Origin of the sequence: Kitasatospora sp. NPDC096140 (genome assembly GCF_040303045.1) — a bacterium.
Classification (GTDB): Bacteria; Actinomycetota; Actinomycetes; order Streptomycetales; family Streptomycetaceae; genus Kitasatospora.
The window spans coordinates 1-19,594 of record NZ_JBEOUW010000021.1; the positions used below are offsets into that span (position 1 = coordinate 1).

The window sequence follows — 19,594 nt, forward strand, 5'->3', positions numbered from 1 at the left end:
GCGGGGCCCGGCGCTTTTTGCCGGGCCTTCCGGGGGTGCCCCGGTCTCCTGCACCGCCCGCCGGTCTCCGGTGTCCTCCGACGACTTCCCGGCCGCCTCCCGACCCGATCGGCGCAGGCCGTGCCGCGTTCGCTCAGGGCGGAAGCGGGCGGGTGCCCGACGGGCCCGCCTCATCCGTTCGGCCGAACGCGCGTAAGCGGATGCGAGGATGGGCCCGCTGCGCCCGCCGCGCGGCGCGGTCGCGTCAGAAAGGTCCCGTCCATGGCCATCGAGGTCGGCACCCGGGCTCCGGACTTCGAGCTCAACAACCAGCACGGGGAGTCCGTCCGGCTCGCCGACTTCCGCGGTGAGAAGAACGTCGTCCTGGTCTTCTACCCGTTCGCCTTCACCGGCGTCTGCACCGGCGAGCTGGGCGCGATCCAGCGCGAACTGGCCGGGCTGCAGAACGACGACGTCCAGGTGCTCGGCCTCTCCTGCGACTCGCAGTTCTCCCAGCGCGTCCTCGCCGACCGCGAGGGCCTGGAGTTCCCGCTGCTCGCCGACTTCTGGCCGCACGGCGGGGTCACCCGGGCGTACGGCGTGCTCGACGAGGAGCGCGGCTGCCCGCTGCGCGGGACCTTCGTGATCGACAAGGCCGGCACGGTGCGCTGGAGCGTCGTCAACGGCCTCCCGGACGCCCGGGACGAGCAGGAGTACCTGAGGGTCCTCGCCGGGCTCTGAGCCCCGCCCCGGCCGTCCGCCGCGGGGCCGGGGCCGGACCGCTGCGGGGGCCACTGCGGGGCCGCCGCGGGGCCACGGCAGGCCGGAACCCGGCCGCCCGGGTGCCGGACGGTCGTGTCCGACCGCATCCGCGCTGCGCACGGGAACCGCGTACTACGCTCGGGCCGTTGGCGGAGTGGGGTGCGGGAGCCGGTGCGTTCCCGGCGCCCCGAACCGCACCACCGGGGGCACCACAGGGCGTGCCTCCCGAATCTTGGAGGACACGTGGGAGTCAGCCTCAGCAAGGGCGGCAACGTCTCGCTCACCAAGGAGGCGCCCGGGCTCACGGCCGTGATCGTCGGCCTGGGCTGGGACGTCCGGACCACCACCGGTGCGGACTTCGACCTGGACGCCAGCGCACTGCTCTGCAACGCCCAGGGCAAGGTCGCCTCGGACGGCAACTTCGTGTTCTTCAACAACCTGAAGAGCCCGGACGGCTCGGTCGAGCACACCGGCGACAACCTCACCGGCGAGGGCGAGGGCGACGACGAGGCGATCAAGGTCAACCTGGCCGGCGTTCCGGCGGACGTGGAGAAGATCGTCTTCCCGGTGTCGATCTACGACGCCGAGAGCCGCAGCCAGAACTTCGGCCAGGTGCGCAACGCCTTCATCCGCGTGGTGAACCAGGCGGACAACACGGAGCTGGCGCGTTACGACCTCTCCGAGGACGCCTCCACCGAGACCGCGATGGTCTTCGGCGAGCTGTACCGCAACGGCGCCGAGTGGAAGTTCCGCGCCATCGGCCAGGGCTACGCCTCCGGCCTGCGCGGCATCGCGCAGGACTTCGGCGTCAACGTCTGAGTCACTCGGCGCCCTGCGGCGCGTTCCAGCCGGGGCGGCCCGGACCCGCAGAGGGTCCGGGCCGCCCCGGCTTCTCCGGTCGCTTCCGCCGCTTCCGCCGCCACTGCCGCCGTTGCCGCCTTCACGGCTGTCCCGGGCGGTAGTTCGGGCGTCGCGCGGGTGGGCGGGTGCCGGCGGGTCGGTGTTCGTCCGACCCGGTCCCGCGGGGGCCCGTCGCGCTGCGAGGATGTGAGTTCAGGAAGTTCAGCCGACCGGAGCCGGTCGGCCGGGGCCGCGGGGGACTACACCTGGAAGGCGCCCCGGGAGAAGCAAGGGAGGAAGAACGTCATGGTGGTCACGCTCGCCAAGGGTGGCAACGTCTCGCTCACCAAGGCCGCGCCGAACCTGACGCAGGTCCAGATCGGCCTCGGCTGGTCCGCCCGTTCGACCACGGGCGCACCGTTCGACCTCGATGCGAGCGCCCTGCTCTGCGGTGGCGGGCGGGTGCTCGGCGACGAGTACTTCGTCTTCTACAACAACCTCAAGAGCCCCGAGGGCTCGGTGGAGCACCAGGGCGACAACCTCACCGGTGGCGACGACACGGGTGACGACGAGGTGGTCCTGGTCAACCTGGACCTCGTCCCGGCGCAGGCGGACAAGGTGGTCTTCGCGGTGTCGATCTACGACGCCGAGCCGCGGCTGCAGAACTTCGGGCAGGTCCGCAACGCCTACATCCGGGTCGTCAACTCGGTCGACGGCCAGGAGATCGCCCGCTACGACCTGTCCGAGGACGCGTCCAGCGAGACTGCGATGATCTTCGGCGAGCTGTACCGCTACGCGGGCGAGTGGAAGTTCCGCGCGGTGGGCCAGGGGTACGCCTCCGGCCTGCGCGGCATCGCGCTCGACTTCGGGGTGAACGTACAGTAAGGGCGGAAATCGGACCATCGCACCCGACCCGATCATGAGAACTGAGGGCAGTGCGGGGGTGACCTGACCGGGCGGGGCCCGGTCAGGGCGTCTCGGGGACGAGGCCGCCCCCGGCACGGCCAGAACCCGAAAGGTAGCCAACTCCCGTGTTCCTCCGCACATTCGGCTGGTCGTTCGCGATCACCGCCATCGGCCTGGCCGCGGCCGGACTGCTCTGGGGAGCCCAAGGCTTCGGCATCGTGCTGATCCTCTCCATCCTGGAGATCTCCCTGTCGTTCGACAACGCGGTGGTCAACGCCACGGTGTTGAAGCGGATGAACCCGTACTGGCAGAAGATCTTCCTGACCGTCGGCGTGCTCATCGCCGTCTTCGGCATGCGCCTGATCTTCCCGCTGCTGGTCGTCGGCCTCACCGCGAAGCTCGACCCGGCGACGGTCATCGACCTGGCGCTGCACTCCGACAAGACCCACGACGGCCTCACCTACGGCCAGTACCTGGAAGCCGCCAACCCGGCCATCGCCGCCTTCGGTGGCGTCTTCCTGCTCATGATCTTCCTGGACTTCGTGTTCGAGGAGAAGGAGCACAACTGGCTGAGCTGGCTGGAGCGCCCGCTGGAGAAGATCGGCAAGCTGGACGCCCTGTCCGTCGTCATCGCCCTGGTCTCGCTGGTGCTGGCCGCCCGCTTCTTCGCCGCCGAGCACGCCGAGACCGTACTGCTCTCCGGCGTCCTCGGCCTGATCACCTACCTCGCGGTCAACGGCCTCTCCTCGATCTTCGAGTCGGGTCTGGAGGCCGAGGCCGAGCGCGAGGAGGAGGCCGAGAAGGCCGGCAAGTCGGTCGTCCAGGTCGCCGGCAAGGCCGCGTTCTTCCTGTTCCTCTACCTGGAGGTCCTGGACGCGTCGTTCTCCTTCGACGGCGTCGTCGGCGCGTTCGCCATCTCCAGCGACATCTTCCAGATCACCCTGGGCCTCGGCATCGGCGCGATGTACATCCGCTCGCTGACCGTCTTCCTGGTCCGCAAGGGCACCCTGGACGACTACGTCTACCTGGAGCACGGCGCGCACTACGCGATCGGCGCGCTGGCGGCGATCCTGCTGGTCGGGATCAAGTACCACATCCCCGAGATCGTCACCGGCCTGATCGGCGTCGCCTTCATCGGGCTCGCGCTCGGCTCCTCGATCCTGCGCAACCGGCGCGAGGGCGCGGAGGACGAGCCGGAGCTGGTCGGGTCGGGCAAGTAGCCGGCTCGGACACGTAGTCGGCTCGTAGCCGGACACAGAGTCGGACAAGCGCCGGACACAGCGCCGGACACAGCGCCTGAACTGAGCCGGACACGCGAAACGGCCGCCCCCGGGAAACCCCGGGGGCGGCCGTTTCGCGTCGTGCGGGCGGCCGGGTCAGCCGAGCTGCTGCTCGATCGCGCGCAGCTTGCGCTCCAGCGAGTCCAGCTTCGGCATCGCCAGGGTGTCGTCGTCGGCCGTCAGGTCGATGGACGAGCTGCGACGGGACGAACCGAGGGCGTCGGTCGAGGAGGACGAGGAGGACGTGGAGGAGTACGAGGAGGACGAGTACGTCGAGGGGGACGAGTACGTCGAGGGGGACGAGTACGAGGAGGAGTACGAGGAGCCGACGGCGGCGCGGGGGCGGCGGCCGGTGTCCAGGGCGGCGGGCTCCAGCGAGGAGGTGGAGGCCTGCGAGGTCGGGGTGGTGGCGTCGGACTCCGCGGCTAGGGCAGGCTCCGTAGCGCTCGGGCCGTCTCCGGCAGCCGTGAGGGCGGGCACCTGGCGGCCACCGCGGGCCCGGGCCAGCATGCCGCCGCCCTGGCGGGAGATGGCCTTCAGCTCGGCACGCTCGCGGCGGTCGGCGGTGCGGGCGCGGGCCTTGGCGTCCAGCTTCGCCTGGCGCTCCTCGCGCACCTCCTCGACCGCCTCGTCCAGGCTGCGGACGTTCTCCAGCAGCATCAGCGACCAGGCCGCGTAGGTCTCGCGCGGGGCGCGCAGCCAGCGGACGATGCGGATCTGCGGCAGCGGGCGGGGGACGAGGCCCTGCTCGCGCAGCGCGGCCTTGCGGGTCTGCTTCAGCGCGCGGTCGAACAGTATCGCCGCCGAGATCGACATGCCGGAGAAGAACTGCGGGGCGCCGGCGTGGCCGAAGCCGCGCGGGGCGTGCACCCAGTTGAACCAGGCCGAGGCGATCGCGAACACCCAGACCAGCAGGCGGGAACCGAGCGCGGCGTCACCGTGGCTGGCCTCGCGGACGGCGAGCACCGAGCAGAACATCGCGGCGCCGTCCAGGCCGAACGGGACGAGGTACTCCCAGCCGTCGGCCAGGCCCAGGTTCTCCTTGCCGAAGCCGACCAGGCCGTGGAAGGACAGCGCGGCGGCGACACCGGCACAGCAGAACAGCAGCGTGTACGAGGAGATCCCGTAGATCATCTCCTTGCGGCGGCGGCGCTCCTCGCTGCGCTCCCAGGAGTCGGTGGCCTCGTCCTTCTTCGAGCTCTTGAAACGCAGCGTCGCCATCAGGACGGCGACGAACAGCAGGGCTGCGCCGCCGACGACGGTCCAGACCAGCTGTATGGAGGTCAGGTTCATTGCGGGTCGGGCCTCGGGTTTCCGAAGGGGACAGGTTCACAGTGCGACACAGGCGGTCAGGGCCCGCCGTGCGGGCACTGCCTGACGGTTCGTTCGTCGCCGCACGGTGTGCCCACCGCGCCCGCGCAGGGGCGGACGGGACACCTGTGCGGCTAGACGATATCGCGTCCGAAGGGGCGGCATGTTACGGGAGGGCGGCTGGCTGGGGCCAATCGACCCACCGGTTCGCCCGGGGTTCGTCCGTGGTTCGCCTGGTGGTCCGGCAGGTGGCGCCCGGTTGTGTGTCCTGCCGTGCGCCCGTGGTGCGCCCGGCGGTTGGGCCGATGGTGCGCCCGGCGGTCGGTCGACGGCGGGCCCGTGCCCGGTCGAGGTGGGTCGGCCGTCGGCCGCTTCTCGGTCGCCCGTTCGGGCGGCGGCGCCCGGTCGTGCAGCTGCTCGTGCGGCCGTTCGTGTGCCCGCCGGCGTGCGCGCCGGCGCGTGCGGTGGTCGGCCCGTCGGTGGCGGGTGGGTGGCCGGACGGGGTAGGGGAGGGGGCGGACGGGGTATCCGTCGGCCGGGCCGATGCCCGATCATTGGTCGGCGGACCGTCAGATCGCCTGGCGGGAGCAGGGGGAGAGGACGGGATGGTCTCGATCTGGGAGTACCTGCGCGGGGACCGGAGCTACACCTTCGACAACCCGGGCGGTCAGCACAAGGTCATACTCACCAAGTCGGCCCCGCAGCACGCGATCACCGGGTCGGCCGCCACCACCGGCTACCTCTACGTCAACCTGCACTGGTCGATGCGGGCCGGCGCCGGTCGGCCGAGCACCCGGGACACGATCAAGCGGTTCTTCAGCCCGCGGATCCTCAGCCCGCTGGAGCCGGACTCTCCGCAGAGCAGCGAGGCGATGAACGTCGACCTCGACCTGGCCTGCATGTACGAACTCTCCGACGGGTCCACGGGTGTGGTGCAGCCGCTCGGCGGCCTCTTCGGCGACCTCCAGAACGCGCCGTACGTCAAGCTCAGCGGCGACGACCAGTACGGGGCGCCGTCGGGCGAGACGATGTACGTCAACCTGGAGAAGAAGGACAAGTTCAAGCGGCTGTTGATCTTCGTCTACATCTACGACGGCACGCCGGCCTTCGAGCAGTCGCAGGCGGTGGTGACGATCGTGCCGCAGACCGGCCCGCGGATCGAGATCAAGCTGGAGGAGCGGGCCCGGGCGGCGCGCTCCTGCGCGGTGGTGCTGATCGAGAACGCCGGGGACAACCAGCTCACGGTGCGCCGCGAGGTGCGGTACGTCAACGGGTTCCAGTCGGACATCGACCGGCTGTACGGCTTCGGGATGCAGTGGCAGCGCGGCTACAAGAGCCAGCCGGGCGGCGACTGACGGGTGGCGCCGGAGCGGGGTTCCTGTCGGCCCGGTCGGGGGTTGCTGTCGGCCGGGGGCGGCGGCTGCCGGCCCGGGGAGGCTGCGGTCCGGGGCGGGGCCGCCGCCATCGGGCGGCCGCCACCCCGGGTGGGCGTCAGCGGGGCTGGAACTGCGGGCCCTGCGGCGGCAGCGCGAACTCCTCGCCGGTGGGCGCCGGGGGCTGCGCGTTCGTCGGCTGGGCCGTCGGCGGCTGCGGCGGGACGGGCGGCTGCTGGCCGGTGCCCGGCTGCGGGTAGCCGTAGCTGCCCGGGTGCGGCTGCGGCGGGACGGGCTGGGTCGGCTGGGGGTAGCCGTACCCGGTGCCCGACTGCTGCTGGTACGGCTGGGTGGCCTGCGGGTAGCCGTAGCCGGTCCCGGGCTGCTGCTGCGGGTAGCCGTACCCCGTGCCGGGTTGCTGCTGGGGGTAGCCGTAGCCGGTACCGGGCCGGTGGCCCGGCGGCGCGGTGGGCGGGGCGGCCGGCGGGGGCGGCAGGGTCGGCGGGGCGGTGGGCGGCGGCGGGGTCGTCGGTGCGGCGGGGGCGGCCGTCGGCGCGCCCGCGGTGGCCCCGACCGGGGTCGGGGCGCCGGCCGGGGGCGGGGTCGGCGGGACGGCCGGGGCCAGGGTGAAGGTGCCCGGCTCGGCGGCGGTCGAGCGCGGGTCCGGGAGCGGGGTGCTGCGCGGGTCCACCGCACCGGTCGGGGAGGCGGTGGAGGCGGGCGCCGGGGCCGCCACCTGGTCGGGCGCCGCGCCCGCGGCCTCGTCCTCGACGGTGATGCCGAAGTCGGTGGCCAGGCCGATCAGCCCGGAGGTGTAGCCCTGGCCGATCGCCCGGAACTTCCAGGACCCGGAGCGCCGGTACAGCTCGCCCGCGACCAGCGCGGTCACGCTCTCGGCGTCGCTGATCTCGAACTCGGCCAGCGCGGGCGCGCCGTCACCGGCCGCGGCGTCGAACAGCAGCAGCCGCAGCCCCGGCACCGCGCGGAAGGGCCCGCCCTCGGAGGAGCCGGCCAGCACCACGCGGTCCACGTCGGCGGGCAGCTTGGCGAGTTCGACCTCGATCGTGTCGATGATCTCGGCGCCGCCGGAGGTCTGCTGCTTGGGCAGGTGGCGGACCAGGCCGGACGGGTGGCGCGGCTGGTTGTAGAAGACGAAGTCGGCGTCCGAACGGACCTTGCCGGTGGCGCCGAGCAGCAGCGCGGACGCGTCCACGTCCGGCGCACCGGGCGCGGCGCTCCAGCGCAGCACGGCGCGGACCGCCGCCGCCGGCAGTGCGATGTTGGCGCCCTTGGCCATCACGTGCGTCATAGCGGACCATCCTGCCCGTTCGCCACCCCTTCGGACAACGTGACCGGACCGGTTCGCGCCGGGGCGGACTTTGCCAAGACTTGCGCTTCCCGGGGTTTGCCGCCGCCCGGCCCATGATCGTCCAAGTGGACCGGGATGTTCCGGGAGTTCAGTGCCGGGGAACCGGGAGCGGCCGGATCCCGTCCGTACGATGGGCGGTCTGAAGGCCCCGGGGGTTCGACGGAGGGGCGTCCACCGGCGGCGCGTCCGGGGAACCACGGCGCCCGGTCGGCCGGTTGACCAGGGTGTCGGCCGGTCGGCGTGGCTGTCCGACGGTCGACGAGGCCGTCGGCGGCCGCCGAGGACGCCGTCCGGCGGCAGGGGCAGCGTCGGCAGGGGGCCGGAGGCCCGTCCACTTCCTGGAGGAGAGCACCTTGCGCCATTTCGGCCACCTCGCCGAGGACGTACGCGGCCGGCTCTTCCTGGAGCAGCCGCGCACGTTCACCGCGCGGAGCGAGCCCGGGGTGCTCGCCACCGCGCTCGGCGGCACCCTCTACAGCCCCGCCACCAGGCCCGCACTGGCCGCCGACATCCGCAAGCAGGCGGCTCGGGGCGTGGTGTCGATGGTGCTCTGCCTGGAGGACGCGATCGCCGACCACGAGGTGGACGCCGGGGAGCGGAACCTGGTCGAGCAGCTGAATGACCTGGTCAAGGATTTCACCGACTGCGCACAAGGTCATCCACTGCTCTTCATCAGAGTCCGTGCCGCCGCTCAGATTCCCGACCTGGCCGAGCGGCTCGGTCCGGCCGTCGAGCTGCTCAGCGGGTTCGTCCTGCCCAAGTTCACCCCGGCGAACGGCGCCGAGTACCTGGCCGCGCTCGCCGCCGCCGAGGCCGCCACCGGGCGGCGGCTGTTCGCCATGCCCGTCCTGGAATCGCCCGAGCTGGCCCACCTGGAGACCCGGCGCGAGCAGCTCTTCGGCATCGCCGAGCTGCTCGCCGGGTACCGGGAGCGGGTGCTCGCCGTCCGCCTCGGCGTCACCGACCTCTGCTCGGCGTACGGCCTGCGGCGCTCGCCCGACCTCACCGCGTACGACGTCGCGCTGGTCGCGGCGGTGATCGGGGACGTCGTCAACGTGCTCGGCCGGGCGGACGGCACGGGGCACACCGTCACCGGTCCGGTCTGGGAGTACTTCCCGGTGCAGGAGCGGATGTTCAAGCCGCAGCTGCGCCGCACCCCGTTCACCGAGGCCTCGTTCGGCACCGACGCGGTCGGGACGGGCCGGGCCTCCGGCGAGGAGGTCCGCCGGCGGATCATCGAACACGACCTGGACGGGCTGATCCGGGAGGTCGAACTCGACCGGGCCAACGGCCTGCTCGGCAAGACCTGCATCCACCCCAGTCACGTGCCCGCCGTGCACGCCCTCTCCGTGGTCACGCACGAGGAGTACTGCGACGCCCGTGACATCCTCCGCCAGGAGCAGGACGGCGGCGGGGTGCTGCGTTCGGCGTACACCAACAAGATGAACGAGGCCCGGCCGCACCGGGCCTGGGCGGAGCGGATACTGCTGCGGGCGGAGGTGTTCGGCGTGGCCCGTGAGGACGTCAGCTTCGCGGAGCTGCTCTCGGCCTGCCTGTGCGCCTGAGGCCGGGCCGGGGCGTCCGCGCTGTTCGTGCGGCCGGGCCGGGGCGTCCCCGCTGTTCGTGCGGCCGGGGCCGGGTCGCTCCCGCTGTTCGTGCGGCCGAGGCCGGGGCGTTCCCGCTGTTCGTGCGGCCGAGGCCGGGGCGTTCCCTCCGGTTCCGGAACGGCGGGTAGGACGGTATCCGTACGGTCGGGTAGGACGGTTCCCGTACGGTCGGCAGGACGGTCCCGTACGGCGGAGCGGACCCGACGAGCCGGACATGACCATCGCACCATCGCACCACCGAAGGCAGGACCAGCAGTGACAGCAACACCCCAGACGTGGACCGGCCGTTGGGTCGCCGACCGGGCCGGGATCGTGCTGACCGGCTCCGAGCGCCTCCCCGAACTCGTCGGGCTGGCCCTCCGGGAGAACCGCAAGCGCGCCCACCTGCTCGTCTCCAACGTGCTCGGCAAGCACGTGCCGCAGAGCCCCTCGGTGGTCCACGGCGCCGGGCTCGAACTCGGCCGCCGGGTCCGCGGACTGCTCGGCGAGGAAACGGCCGCGCGGGCCGTCGTCCTCGGCTACGCGGAGACCGCCACCGGCCTCGGCCACAGCGTCGCCGACGGCCTCGACGCCCCCTACCTGCACTCCACCCGCCGCCCGGTGCCCGGAATCCCGCCGCTCGGCGGCTTCGAGGAGGAGCACTCGCACGCCACCTCGCACCTGCTGCTCCCGGCCGACCCCGAACTGTTCGCCGGCGACGGGCCGCTGGTGCTGGTGGACGACGAGTTCTCGACCGGCCGGACGATCCTCAACACGATCCGCGAACTGCACGCCCGGCACCCGCGCGACCACTACGTCGTGGTCGCGCTGGTCGACCTGCGCTCGGCCGACGACCGGGACCGGCTCACCGACGCCGCCGCCGAACTCGGCGTCCGGCTCGACCTGGTCGCCACTGCGAGCGGGGGCGTCGAGCTGCCCGCGGACGTGCTGGAGCGGGCCGAACGGCTGATCGCGGAGGCGGCGGCCGAGCTGCCTGGTGCGGCTGGTGCGGCCGGTGCGGCTGATGTGGCCGGTGTCGGTTCGGCTGGTGCGCCCGGGGCGGCCGATGTGACCGATGTGACCGATGCGCCTGATGCGGCCGAGCCCGCGCCGCTGGCCCGGGTCGAGCTGGACTGGCCCGCGGGCCTCCCGGACGGCGGCCGGCACGGCTTCACCGCCCGCGACCGCGCCCGGCTGGACGCCGCCCTGCCCCGGCTCGCCGGGCAGCTGGCCGACGCCCTGCCCGCCGAGGCCCAGCGGGTGCTGGTGCTCGGCTTCGAGGAGCTGATGTACACGCCGCTGCGCCTGGCCGATGCCCTGGCCGAGCGGCTCGGCGGCGACCGCGTCCGCTACTCCACCACCACCCGCTCGCCCGTCCTGGCGGTCGACGACCCGGGCTACGCCATCCGCACCCGGCTGGCCTTCCCCGCCCACGACGACCCGCAGGACGACGCCTCGCGCGAGCGCTACGCGTACAACGTCGCTCCCGGCAGCGACCCGGCGCGGCGCTTCGAGGCCGTCGTGCTGGTGGTCGACGACGTCGCCGACACCCCGGCGCTGCACCGGGGCGAGCGGGCGCTGCTCGGCCAGCTGCGGCAGGTCACCGACCGGGTGGTGCTCGCGGTGCTGCCCTCGCACCGGCCGGTCGGCGGGGCTCCGGTAGGTGCGGAGCCGGTGACCGGGGCCGCGGCGGTCGCGGAGCCGACGCTTGTGCCGACGCCGCTGTCCTCGTCGCTGCTGCCGACCCCGTTGTACGGGCCGGCGTTCTCCTCGTACCGGGCCGAGGAGGTGGCGTGGCTGCTCAAGGACCTCTCCGGGGTCGCCCTGGAAGCCCCCACCGAGGAGCGCGAGGAGGCCGTCCAGAACGGCGGCGCGCACTACGCCGAGTCGCTGCCGGTCGAGTACCAGCCCAGCCCCGGCTACCAGGAGCTGTTCCACCAGGCGCTGCACGGCTCCGCCCGCCGGATCGCGCTCGCCGTCGGCACCGTCGCCGAGACGCTCCTGCGCGAACGCGGCCCCGGGCTGGTGCTCGCCTCGCTCGCCCGGGCCGGCACGCCCGTCGGCATCCTGATCCGCCGCTGGCTGGCCTTCGCCCATGAGCTGTCCGTACCGCACTACGCCGTCTCGATCGTGCGCGGCCGCGGCATCGACCCCGTCGCGCTGCGGTACCTGGCCGCCCACCACCGCTCCGAGGACGTGGTGTTCGTGGACGGCTGGACGGGCAAGGGCGCGATCACCCGCGAACTCGCCGACGCGCTGGTCGGCACCGGCTTCGACCCGGACCTCGCGGTGCTCGCCGACCCGGGCCGCTGCGTGCGCACCTACGGCACCCGGGACGACTTCCTGATCCCGTCCGCCTGCCTCAACTCCACGGTGTCAGGGCTGGTTTCGCGCACCGTCCTGCGGGCCGGCCTGATCGGCCCGAACGACTTCCACGGCGCCAAGCACTACGCCGAGCTGGCCGGCAGCGACGTCTCCGCGGCCTTCCTGGACGCCGTGGCCGCGTGCTTCGGGGAGGTGCGCGCGGAGGCGGTCGAGGGTGCGGACCGGCTGTCCGACGACCCCGACCGGGCGCCCGACTGGGCCGGCTGGGCCGCCGTCGAGCGGATCAGCGCCGAGTACGGCATCGACAACGTCAACCTGGTCAAGCCCGGTGTCGGCGAGACCACCCGGGTGCTGCTGCGCCGCGTCCCCTGGCGGATCCTCGCCCGCCGCGGCGCCGGCGCGGACCTGGACCACGTCCGGCTGCTCGCCGCCCAGCGCGGCGTCGAGGTCGAGGAGGTGGACGACCTGCCGTACACCTGCGTCGGCCTGATCCACCCCCGCTACAGCCGCGGGGCGACCGGGGCCGACGGACGGTCCGCCGGTTCGGGTTCGGACCCGGCCGCCGGCTCGGGGTCGACTGCCGGTTCGGGTTCGGGTTCGGACCCGGCCTCCGGCTCTGTTTCACATGCTGTTCCGGGCCCGGCTGCGGGCTCGGTTTCGGGGAGGGAATCCTGATGGGTGTTCTGGTGGCCAGCGACCTCGACCGGACGCTGATCTACTCCGACCGGGCGCTCGCCCTGGACGTCCCAGACCGGCTCGCGCCACGGCTGCTCTGCGTCGAGACGTACCAGGGCCGACCGCTGTCCTACATGACCGAAGAGGCCGCCGGACTGCTCGCCGAACTCGCCCGCCAGGCCCGCTTCGTCCCCTCCACCACCCGGACGCCGGAGCAGTACGCGCGGGTCAACCTGCCCGGCCCGACGCCGGGTTGGATACCCGAGTACGCGATCTGCGCCAACGGCGGGCAGCTGCTGGTGGACGGCGTGCCGGACGGCGACTGGCGTGCCGAGATCACCGCGCGGATCGCCGCCGGCTCGGCCCCGCTGGAGGAGGTGTCCCGGCGGCTCGCGCTGTGCGCCGACCCGGAGTGGACGCACAAGCGGCGCGTCGCCGACGAGCTGTTCGCCTACCTCGTGGTCGAGCGCGCCGCGCTGCCGACCGGCTGGCTGGAGGAGCTGACCGGCTGGTGTGCCGAGCGCGGCTGGGCGGTCTCGCTGCAGGGCCGCAAGGTGTACGCCGTCCCGGCGCCGCTCACCAAGAGCGCGGCCCTCGCCGAGGTCGTACGGCGCAGCGGCGCGACCACCGTGCTCGCGGCCGGGGACTCGCTGCTCGACGCGGACCTGCTGCTCGCGGCGGACGCGGCGTGGCGGCCGGGGCACGGCGAACTCGCGGACAGCGGCTGGACGGCCCCCGGCGTCACCGCCCTGGAGGAGGTGGGGGTGACGGCGGGGGAGGAGATCGTCCGTCGGTTCCTGGCGGGGGCCACGGCGGGGTAGTCCGCGCGGGGGTGGTCCGCGCCGGGTTGCCTTCCCGGCCCGGGGTTGCCTTCCCGGGCCGGCGTCGCCTTCCCGGGCCGGCGTCGCTCGGGGGTGGCTTCTCGGGGTCAGCCCCCGCAGCAGCCGCCGCCGCAACAGCCGCCGCCGCCACCCCCGGCGGAGGGGGCCGGTCGGCCGGCGGCCGCGCCGGTGACGGCGACGGCGGACAGCAGCTTCACGGTGTCCTCGTGGCCCTGCGGGCAGACGGCGGGGTCGTTGGCCTGCGCCATCGGACGGCGGAGTTCGAAGGTGGCGCCGCAGGAGCGGCAGCGGAAGTCGTAGCGTGGCATACCGGCAGGGTACCGAGCCGACCCGCTCGGCACCCCGCCCTTCTCCCGCCGCTCTCGGGCCGTTTGCCGATTGCCGTTCTGCTGCCGTCCGCCGCCCGTCGTCCGCCGCCCCCGTACGTCCTCGGCTAGCGGTGTCCGCCCAGGTCGCCGCGGATCAGCCCGATCACCCGCGCCGCCGTCTCCCGCACCGCCGCCAGCTCGGTGAGGAAGGCCCAGTAGTCGGGGTGCCGGCCGGCCGCCTCCAGCACGGCCACCGCGCGGTCGAGCCGGGCCACCGCCTCGTCCAGCGGGGCGGCGTGCCGCGGGTCCGGGGCGTTGCGCCCGGCCATCGCCAGCCGTTGGGCGTCCCGGATGGCGAAGCGGGCGCGCTCGATCTCCCGGCTGGGGTCGTGCTGCACCTCGTTCAGCTGCCGGAGCCGGTCGTTCACGGCGACCACCGAGCCGTCCGCGGTGTCCAGCAGCGCGCGGACCGTCCCGATCGCGGCGGTGGCGTCCGCCCAGCGCTGCTCGTCCCGGGCGCGGGCGGCCTCGCCGAGCTTGCCCTCGGCGGCGCGCCCGGTCTCGGCGACCTGATCCGGCACCCGCTGCAGGTCCTGCCAGCACGCGGTGCTGAACCGGCGGCGCAGCTCGCTCAGGGCGGGCTCGACCGTCGCGGCCTTGGTCTCCAACGCCTGGATCCGGGTCCGCAGGCTCGCCACCCGCCGATCGATCTCCCCCGCACGCTCCGGCAGTTGCGCGGCATCGGCGGCGATCGCCCCGGCGCGCTGCTTCACCTCGTCCGCACGCTGCAGCGTCCCGGCGACCCCGTGCCGGGCCGGGCCCTCGTTCAGCCGCGCCAGCTCCGGCGCCAGTTCGGCCAGCCGGGCCGCCAGGTCGTCCGCCCGCAGGCCGGCGCCGCGCACCGCGTCCAGCGCGTCGGAAGCCGTGAGCAGCGCCCGCTTGGCCTGCTCGACAGCCGGGGTGACCCGCATCAGCTGCTGCTCGGCGTGCTCGACGGTCGGCTGCAGTCGGCGCAGGAAGTCGTTCAGCTCGGCGCGGGCGGAGCCCAGCTGCCCCTTCACGTCCTCCAGCCGGCGCTTGGCCTGCGCGGCGGTGCCCGCGTCCAGGGTCTCGCTGTCCAGGTTGTGGGCGTCGAGGGCGCCCAGGTAGTTCACGGTGACCTGCTCGACCCGGCCGGAGATCGCCGCCAGATCGGCCAGCGCACGCTGCGCCGTCGCCCCATCCTCGGCCGCGCGGACCGTCTCCACCGCGAGCTGCACCTCGCGCTGGGTCTCCTCCAGCTCGTAGAACGCCTCCTGCGCCGCGGCCCGGGCCTCCCTGGCCTCCGCCCGTACGCCCTCGCCGCCGCCGCGCCGACCCCACCAACCGCCGGTCCCGGCCGACGCCAGTCCCACCGCGCCCAGCGCACCCGCCAGTACCACGGGCAGCACCAGCGCGTCCGTCAGCGCACTCCCCGCCCGACGCCGCCCCCGCCCGCTCCCGCCGGCACCCGTCACTGCGCGCTCCCTGCTCCGACCCGCTGATCCGGCCCCCATTCTCCCCGATCACCCCACCGGCCCGTCACCCCCTCCCACCCCTCCCGCCCCGGCCTCCCGCTCCCCACCCGGCCCGCGCCCCACCCGACCACCTGGCCCACACCACCCCCCGGGACCAGGTACCCTAGGCACTCGTCGTGCGCCCACCCGGCCACGCACGGGGGCGCGTAGCTCAGTGGTAGAGCGCTGCTCTTACAAAGCAGATGTCGGCGGTTCGAAACCGTCCGCGCCCACAGCCACGAAGGGCCAGTTCGGAGGAGTGATCCTCACGAACTGGCCCTTGGTCGTTCCCGGGGTCTCAGTCTGGCCGTGCCACCCGGTGGAAGCGGGCATCCTCACTCACGCCGAAAGCAGGGCGGGCCCGGATTCAGTCGTCCGGTACGCGCCTTGGACGCCCTCTGAGGCGCTGCGGCCCCGAGAATCCGCACTCACGATGGCTGGCGCCTGCTCGCCGACTGACTGCCTACCTGACTCAACCAGTGCGGCGGCCGAACTGGGTCCAGACACTTCGACGACGGCGACATCGAAGACTGCTGCTGCACCGTGAGGTTCGAGTACGGGAGAGCGAGAGCCGAGCGCAGCCACGATCTGGGCGCCGTCCAGCACAACGACATCGGGCTTTCCCCTGTGTGTCAGCGTCCGAGCACCCACGACGGCGATTACGGGGTGCACCGGAACGGCGAGGCTGCACCAGCGATGAAGGAGCTCGGCTATTTGTTGCCTTCGAGGCTGGATTTCTCTATGTACGGGTAGCTGTTGCGGTTCACCATGAGCCGCTTGTCCCCGACCCAGACCGCGTCATCGGGGTGGTGTTTGGTGTTCACCGTGAATACCCCGGGCGGCCCGATCACCACGTGGTCGATGTCCGCACCGCTCGGCAGTGGGACGGAGTGCAGGACGTACCAGCCGTGGGCCCGCAGGCCGTCGAGCAGCCCACCGACCAGCCTCTCCCCGTCGAGCCCCTTGCTCAGTTCGGAGCGGGTGAGGTCGTCGCCGGAGAGTTTGGCTGCCACGCGCACCAGCCACTTTCGCTTGCTCTCATCAGCCCGGATCATGCCCCGGACTCCCTCGCCCGGGCGGTTGGAAGCGAGATCGTCCTCGGTCGTGAGCAGCGGCAGGGTGGGCAGTGCCGCCAGCAGTGCGGGCGCGACCACAGGCGGCGAGGTGGGGCGAGGGGGCACGAGCGCCGGGGTGGGTGGCGAGGGCGGTGACGAGATCTTGTAGACCACTGTCAGCGGGGGGATCGGTCGGCCGCCCGTCTGGCACCAGTCCTTGATCCGGTCGAGCGCCGATGATTCATAAGCGGCATCGGTGATGGTGACGGCCCCGGTCGTGCAGTCCAGCCACGTAACCGCTTGCCCGCGAGGGCCGGCCAGGTTGACGTACAGCCGATCCTTGCCCGCTCGCCGCCACGGCTTGACCGTCAGTTCCGCCACTTTGCCCCTCCGCTTCGGCACTGACATGAGATCAGCACGACGTCGTGCACCCTGACAAGACGGCCACCAGCCAAGCGAGGTCAACCGGTTGGTGAGGGCGGAGGACAAGTGGAGGGTGGGACTGTTACGACCTTCGCCACTTCATCAAGGGCGCGCACGGATCGGCCCGCCGCTCGCCGTCGCTCCTGTCTTCGCCCGGCTTCGGCAGCGGTCGGCCGTGCCCGTCGAGCGTGCTGCCGGGAGGGTTGCCGGGGTCAGAGCTTGTCGTGGTTGGGGCGGGCGGCTCCACGTTTACCCGCCCTCCTGGCCTGGGAACCGAGTCGAGCAAGAACGGGGGCCACTCGGCCAAATTGCGGTCAGGCCTAAAGAGCCCTGACCGAGTCGCAACAGCTTATTGGCCCCGATCATGGTCGACCCCAAACCAGGCAGGATACCGGCCAAAACCGCTCCACCACCCGTGAGGGAAATCTGCCGCTCGACACAGTTAAGAATTATAGCTGGCACTACCGAGGCGAAGACTAACAGCACATCCAGCGATCACGCTCGGCAATAACCGATGCCTATCATCGCCTCATGCTCGACTGTCGCAAAACATCAGCCAGCAACGCCACCGAGCTATGCGGGTTCGGCGGTCGGTGTGGAACATATGTCGACTCGCAACGCATAGCGCGCCCAATTGCATTCTCAAAGGTCGAGAATGGAAAGGCTTCGGGAAGATTTTTTCCTGAGAACCCGTGGCGCTCCTTGAGTCTCGCAAAGGCCTCGGCACCAGCGATCCAAGTTGTTTGATCAGCAAAGTGCCAGAGGAGCCAAATTTCGAAACAAGGGTTGCTGATAGCGAGCGACACGCCCTCTTTTCGGGCGAGGGAGCACGCAGCCTCAAGGGACTGGTGGTTGTCCACGTCGACAGCACACCACGTTGCATCGAAAGGATCACCTGCTCGCTGCTCGCGCGCTCTCCTGGTGACAGCTTCCTTGACCACCGAAAGCGGATCCTTCCCGAGGCCGACAGGCCTTACCGAGATCACCTGGATTGCTCGCGAGTTGAGATGCCTAGCCAATCCCTCAAAGTATTGGGGTTCAGTCTTAATGCCCTCAGTGACAATCAAGATCTTCTTCCCGGCCGCCTTTCGGTTGCGCGGCTTCTTAAGTTCATGGCTTCCACGCCTGGTGTTCCCCCCCCCATTCTGTTATCGCCCCACTTCAAGAGCGCGCTGGAAATCCTGCCAGGAAATCTGGGGCACCGACCCATATCGACCACTTAGGTAGCGACGCTCGATGTTGTGATCGCTTTTGACTGAAAAGTCTGTCAGTGGATACAGGTCTGTCGCCCCATTCAGATCCTTCTCCGTGAACCACACATCTTCTCTCTCAAGGGCGCCACCGGAGAGGTGGCCCATGAGGGAAGTGTCGTGTGAAGCGAAGATGAGCTGCGCTCCGGTCTGATTGTACTCGGGCGATTTGAACAGCTCAATCATTGCCGAGACTAGCTTTGGATGGAGACTTGCATCGATCTCATCAACTGCAAAAACCCCGCCCCACTCTATGGCGCGCAGCGCAGGAAGAGCCAGGGACAGCCATGAGACCGTTCCGGCGCTCTCCCGAGAGATATCAAGGCGATACTCACTGTCATCTCCGGTGGAATGCCAGAAGCCAATTTCCTTCTGCTGCTCCGCGATGAAATCATCCACAGAGCCTCCGGCTGAGTTCAGGGACTCGGTACTGGAAATGATCGTGCTCAGCGCCTTATAGACGTGGCGAATGTTATCCAACTGTCCCTCTGGAATCTCCTTGGACTCCGCCGAGATCCGCAAGATTCCCAGGTCGGCAAACCGTAGGAGGCTTTCTGCCTTGCGTCGGACCGAGTCATCCTCGATCCACTTCCTGATGGATCGAATTCGACCAGCCTGCTGCTGCTCGGAGAACGGAACATATTCGAAGTGGCTAGTAAGGTGGTGCTGGATCCTGCCAAGCTCTTTATGCTTCCAGTGGGTAGCCACCGAAAGGAATAGGCTGTGACTGCCCATAACTCGGGCAATCCTGCGATTGTCACCCTTTAGGTTGCGGCCGAAATCGATGTCATTCGGCGCCCCTCGCTCAAAAAGTACCCTCTTTCGCCCCGAAGGGTAGCTGTATAGCCATTCAGATTCGACTCCAGATCTGCCGGCTTCAAATCCGTAAGTGTGTCGGATGTCTTTGATTGTGAAGTCGATCTCATACGCTGAAGGATCATTTTTGGATGTTTTGTCAAGCAGAAATGGCGAGCGTGGAAATTCGTCCCAATGTGCCGAATGCTGGAGGGCGCGACGCGCGAAATCCAGTGCGTCGAGAATATTTGTCTTGCCCGATGCGTTGGCGCCAAAGATTCCAGCAACGCGGTTAGTGACTGGTTGCCAGTCGCCATCAGCGGGTCGACTTGCCGAAAAGCCGGCCGTGGTCATGGAGAGCTCGATGGTGTCACGGATGGACCGATGGTTCGTGGCTCGGAACCTCAGCAGCATGACTCTCACCTTGGTAGCAGTTTCGTTGTCCCCCTGGACGGAAGCCGCCTCAGATGGCTCTGAGACCGTACTATCATGGCGCACTCGTCGGCGCTGAGGTAAGCCCAAAGTCGCTCCAATGGCTGAACAGGGCATCTCACGTGCGCATGTTCGGGCCAGGCTAAACCCGGTAGCCCCGATCGAAACCCGTTCCGTGCCAGCTGAGCGTCCTTCTGATAGCGCGGCGTCGCGTCGAAGGGCAGTGACGCGCCCGGCTGCCCCGCAGGCCAGCGAGTCGCCAGATCAAAGCAAACCTGCGTCCGCCGTCTGCAAGCTGGTGCTGTATAGCAGCGGTGTGCTGCACCCTCGTGACCCCAGGAGTAGCAGCCGTGCCAGAACGGGCGGTGCGTGGCGGTCAGTTGTGGGCGCTGGCGGGGTGGTAGGCGTGGGGCGGACAGGCGGGGTGGGGTGTAGGTCGGGGCGAGCAAGCGGGCGCCGCTCTTACAAAGCAGATGTCGGCGGTTCGAAACCGTCCGTGCCCACCAGCACAGATGGCCCGCAGCGATCATGCTGCGGGCCTTTTGACT

The 19,594-nt window shown here is 71.0% G+C and carries 15 protein-coding genes and 1 tRNA gene; 9 read left to right on the top strand and 7 right to left on the bottom strand.

The window, feature by feature from the left end; all coding sequences use genetic code 11:
* Positions 1 to 261 precede the first annotated feature (261 nt).
* From ABT048_RS22210 to ABT048_RS22225, 4 genes are all read left to right on the top strand, one after another.
* Complete coding sequence (locus tag ABT048_RS22210) at positions 262 to 720, top strand: peroxiredoxin (protein ID WP_350523181.1); 459 nt, start codon at positions 262 to 264, stop codon at positions 718 to 720.
* Between the two features lie 264 nt (positions 721 to 984).
* Positions 985 to 1,560: a TerD family protein gene (locus ABT048_RS22215; protein WP_350523182.1), complete on the top strand. Its 576-nt coding sequence runs from the start codon at positions 985 to 987 to the stop codon at positions 1,558 to 1,560.
* A 327-nt stretch (positions 1,561 to 1,887) separates the two neighbouring features.
* The gene (locus tag ABT048_RS22220) at positions 1,888 to 2,466 is read left to right on the top strand and encodes a TerD family protein (protein WP_350523183.1); all 579 of its coding nucleotides are present in this window, start codon (positions 1,888 to 1,890) and stop codon (positions 2,464 to 2,466) included.
* Positions 2,467 to 2,612: 146 nt separating this feature from the next.
* Complete coding sequence (locus tag ABT048_RS22225) at positions 2,613 to 3,707, top strand: DUF475 domain-containing protein (RefSeq protein WP_350523184.1); 1,095 nt, start codon at positions 2,613 to 2,615, stop codon at positions 3,705 to 3,707.
* 156 nt (positions 3,708 to 3,863) lie between these two features.
* Here ABT048_RS22225 and ABT048_RS22230 read toward each other — a convergent pair whose 3' ends face one another.
* The gene (locus ABT048_RS22230; RefSeq protein WP_350523185.1) at positions 3,864 to 5,060 is read right to left on the bottom strand and encodes a DUF2637 domain-containing protein; all 1,197 of its coding nucleotides are present in this window, start codon (positions 5,058 to 5,060) and stop codon (positions 3,864 to 3,866) included.
* 623 nt (positions 5,061 to 5,683) lie between these two features.
* Between ABT048_RS22230 and ABT048_RS22235 the strand changes: the two genes are divergently transcribed.
* Positions 5,684 to 6,433 carry a Tellurium resistance gene (locus ABT048_RS22235; protein ID WP_350523186.1) on the top strand — a complete coding sequence of 250 codons (750 nt, stop codon included), beginning with the start codon at positions 5,684 to 5,686 and terminating at the stop codon, positions 6,431 to 6,433.
* Between the two features lie 136 nt (positions 6,434 to 6,569).
* Here ABT048_RS22235 and ABT048_RS22240 read toward each other — a convergent pair whose 3' ends face one another.
* A complete protein-coding gene (locus ABT048_RS22240; protein ID WP_350523187.1) occupies positions 6,570 to 7,760 on the bottom strand; it encodes a TerD family protein in 1,191 nt (396 codons plus the stop codon).
* Positions 7,761 to 8,173: 413 nt separating this feature from the next.
* Here ABT048_RS22240 and ABT048_RS22245 point away from each other — a divergent pair, with 413 nt between their 5' ends.
* The 3 genes from ABT048_RS22245 (at position 8,174) to ABT048_RS22255 (ending at position 13,227) form a co-directional block, all read left to right on the top strand.
* A complete protein-coding gene (locus tag ABT048_RS22245; RefSeq protein ID WP_350523188.1) occupies positions 8,174 to 9,385 on the top strand; it encodes an HpcH/HpaI aldolase/citrate lyase family protein in 1,212 nt (403 codons plus the stop codon).
* 297 nt (positions 9,386 to 9,682) lie between these two features.
* Positions 9,683 to 12,406, top strand: coding sequence for a phosphoribosyltransferase (locus tag ABT048_RS22250; RefSeq protein ID WP_350523189.1), 2,724 nt, complete (start codon positions 9,683 to 9,685; stop codon positions 12,404 to 12,406).
* Entirely contained in the window at positions 12,406 to 13,227 is an 822-nt protein-coding gene (locus ABT048_RS22255; protein ID WP_350523190.1) for an HAD family hydrolase, read from the top strand. Before ABT048_RS22250 ends, ABT048_RS22255 begins: the two co-directional genes overlap by 1 nt.
* A 107-nt stretch (positions 13,228 to 13,334) precedes the next feature.
* On the opposite strand, the gene ABT048_RS22260 is transcribed toward ABT048_RS22255, so the two are convergent.
* Entirely contained in the window at positions 13,335 to 13,556 is a 222-nt protein-coding gene (locus ABT048_RS22260) for an FmdB family zinc ribbon protein (protein WP_350523191.1), read from the bottom strand.
* 125 nt (positions 13,557 to 13,681) lie between these two features.
* Entirely contained in the window at positions 13,682 to 15,091 is a 1,410-nt protein-coding gene (locus ABT048_RS22265) for a coiled-coil domain-containing protein (protein ID WP_502894055.1), read from the bottom strand.
* A 161-nt stretch (positions 15,092 to 15,252) separates the two neighbouring features.
* Here ABT048_RS22265 and ABT048_RS22270 point away from each other — a divergent pair.
* Positions 15,253 to 15,324: transfer RNA gene (locus ABT048_RS22270), tRNA-Val, on the top strand.
* Positions 15,325 to 15,801: 477 nt separating this feature from the next.
* Here ABT048_RS22270 and ABT048_RS22275 read toward each other — a convergent pair.
* From ABT048_RS22275 to ABT048_RS22285, 3 genes are all read right to left on the bottom strand, one after another.
* A complete protein-coding gene (locus ABT048_RS22275; RefSeq protein ID WP_350523193.1) occupies positions 15,802 to 16,527 on the bottom strand; it encodes a nuclease-related domain-containing protein in 726 nt (241 codons plus the stop codon).
* A 563-nt stretch (positions 16,528 to 17,090) separates the two neighbouring features.
* Positions 17,091 to 17,636 carry an RloB family protein gene (locus ABT048_RS22280; RefSeq protein WP_350523194.1) on the bottom strand — a complete coding sequence of 182 codons (546 nt, stop codon included), beginning with the start codon at positions 17,634 to 17,636 and terminating at the stop codon, positions 17,091 to 17,093.
* 81 nt (positions 17,637 to 17,717) lie between these two features.
* Positions 17,718 to 19,028, bottom strand: coding sequence for an AAA family ATPase (locus tag ABT048_RS22285; protein ID WP_350523195.1), 1,311 nt, complete (start codon positions 19,026 to 19,028; stop codon positions 17,718 to 17,720).
* Between the last annotated feature and the right edge of the window lie 566 nt (positions 19,029 to 19,594).

Coding starts and splice junctions, on each gene's coding strand:
- ABT048_RS22210 (WP_350523181.1), top strand. CDS start 262: ATGGCCATCGAGGTCGGCACCCGGGCTCCGGACTTCGAGCTCAACAAC.
- ABT048_RS22220 (WP_350523183.1), top strand. CDS start 1,888: ATGGTGGTCACGCTCGCCAAGGGTGGCAACGTCTCGCTCACCAAGGCC.
- ABT048_RS22230 (WP_350523185.1), bottom strand. CDS start 5,060: ATGAACCTGACCTCCATACAGCTGGTCTGGACCGTCGTCGGCGGCGCA.
- ABT048_RS22235 (WP_350523186.1), top strand. CDS start 5,684: ATGGTCTCGATCTGGGAGTACCTGCGCGGGGACCGGAGCTACACCTTC.
- ABT048_RS22240 (WP_350523187.1), bottom strand. CDS start 7,760: ATGACGCACGTGATGGCCAAGGGCGCCAACATCGCACTGCCGGCGGCG.
- ABT048_RS22255 (WP_350523190.1), top strand. CDS start 12,406: ATGGGTGTTCTGGTGGCCAGCGACCTCGACCGGACGCTGATCTACTCC.
- ABT048_RS22260 (WP_350523191.1), bottom strand. CDS start 13,556: ATGCCACGCTACGACTTCCGCTGCCGCTCCTGCGGCGCCACCTTCGAA.
- ABT048_RS22265 (WP_502894055.1), bottom strand. CDS start 15,091: ATGGGGGCCGGATCAGCGGGTCGGAGCAGGGAGCGCGCAGTGACGGGT.
- ABT048_RS22285 (WP_350523195.1), bottom strand. CDS start 19,028: ATGCTGCTGAGGTTCCGAGCCACGAACCATCGGTCCATCCGTGACACC.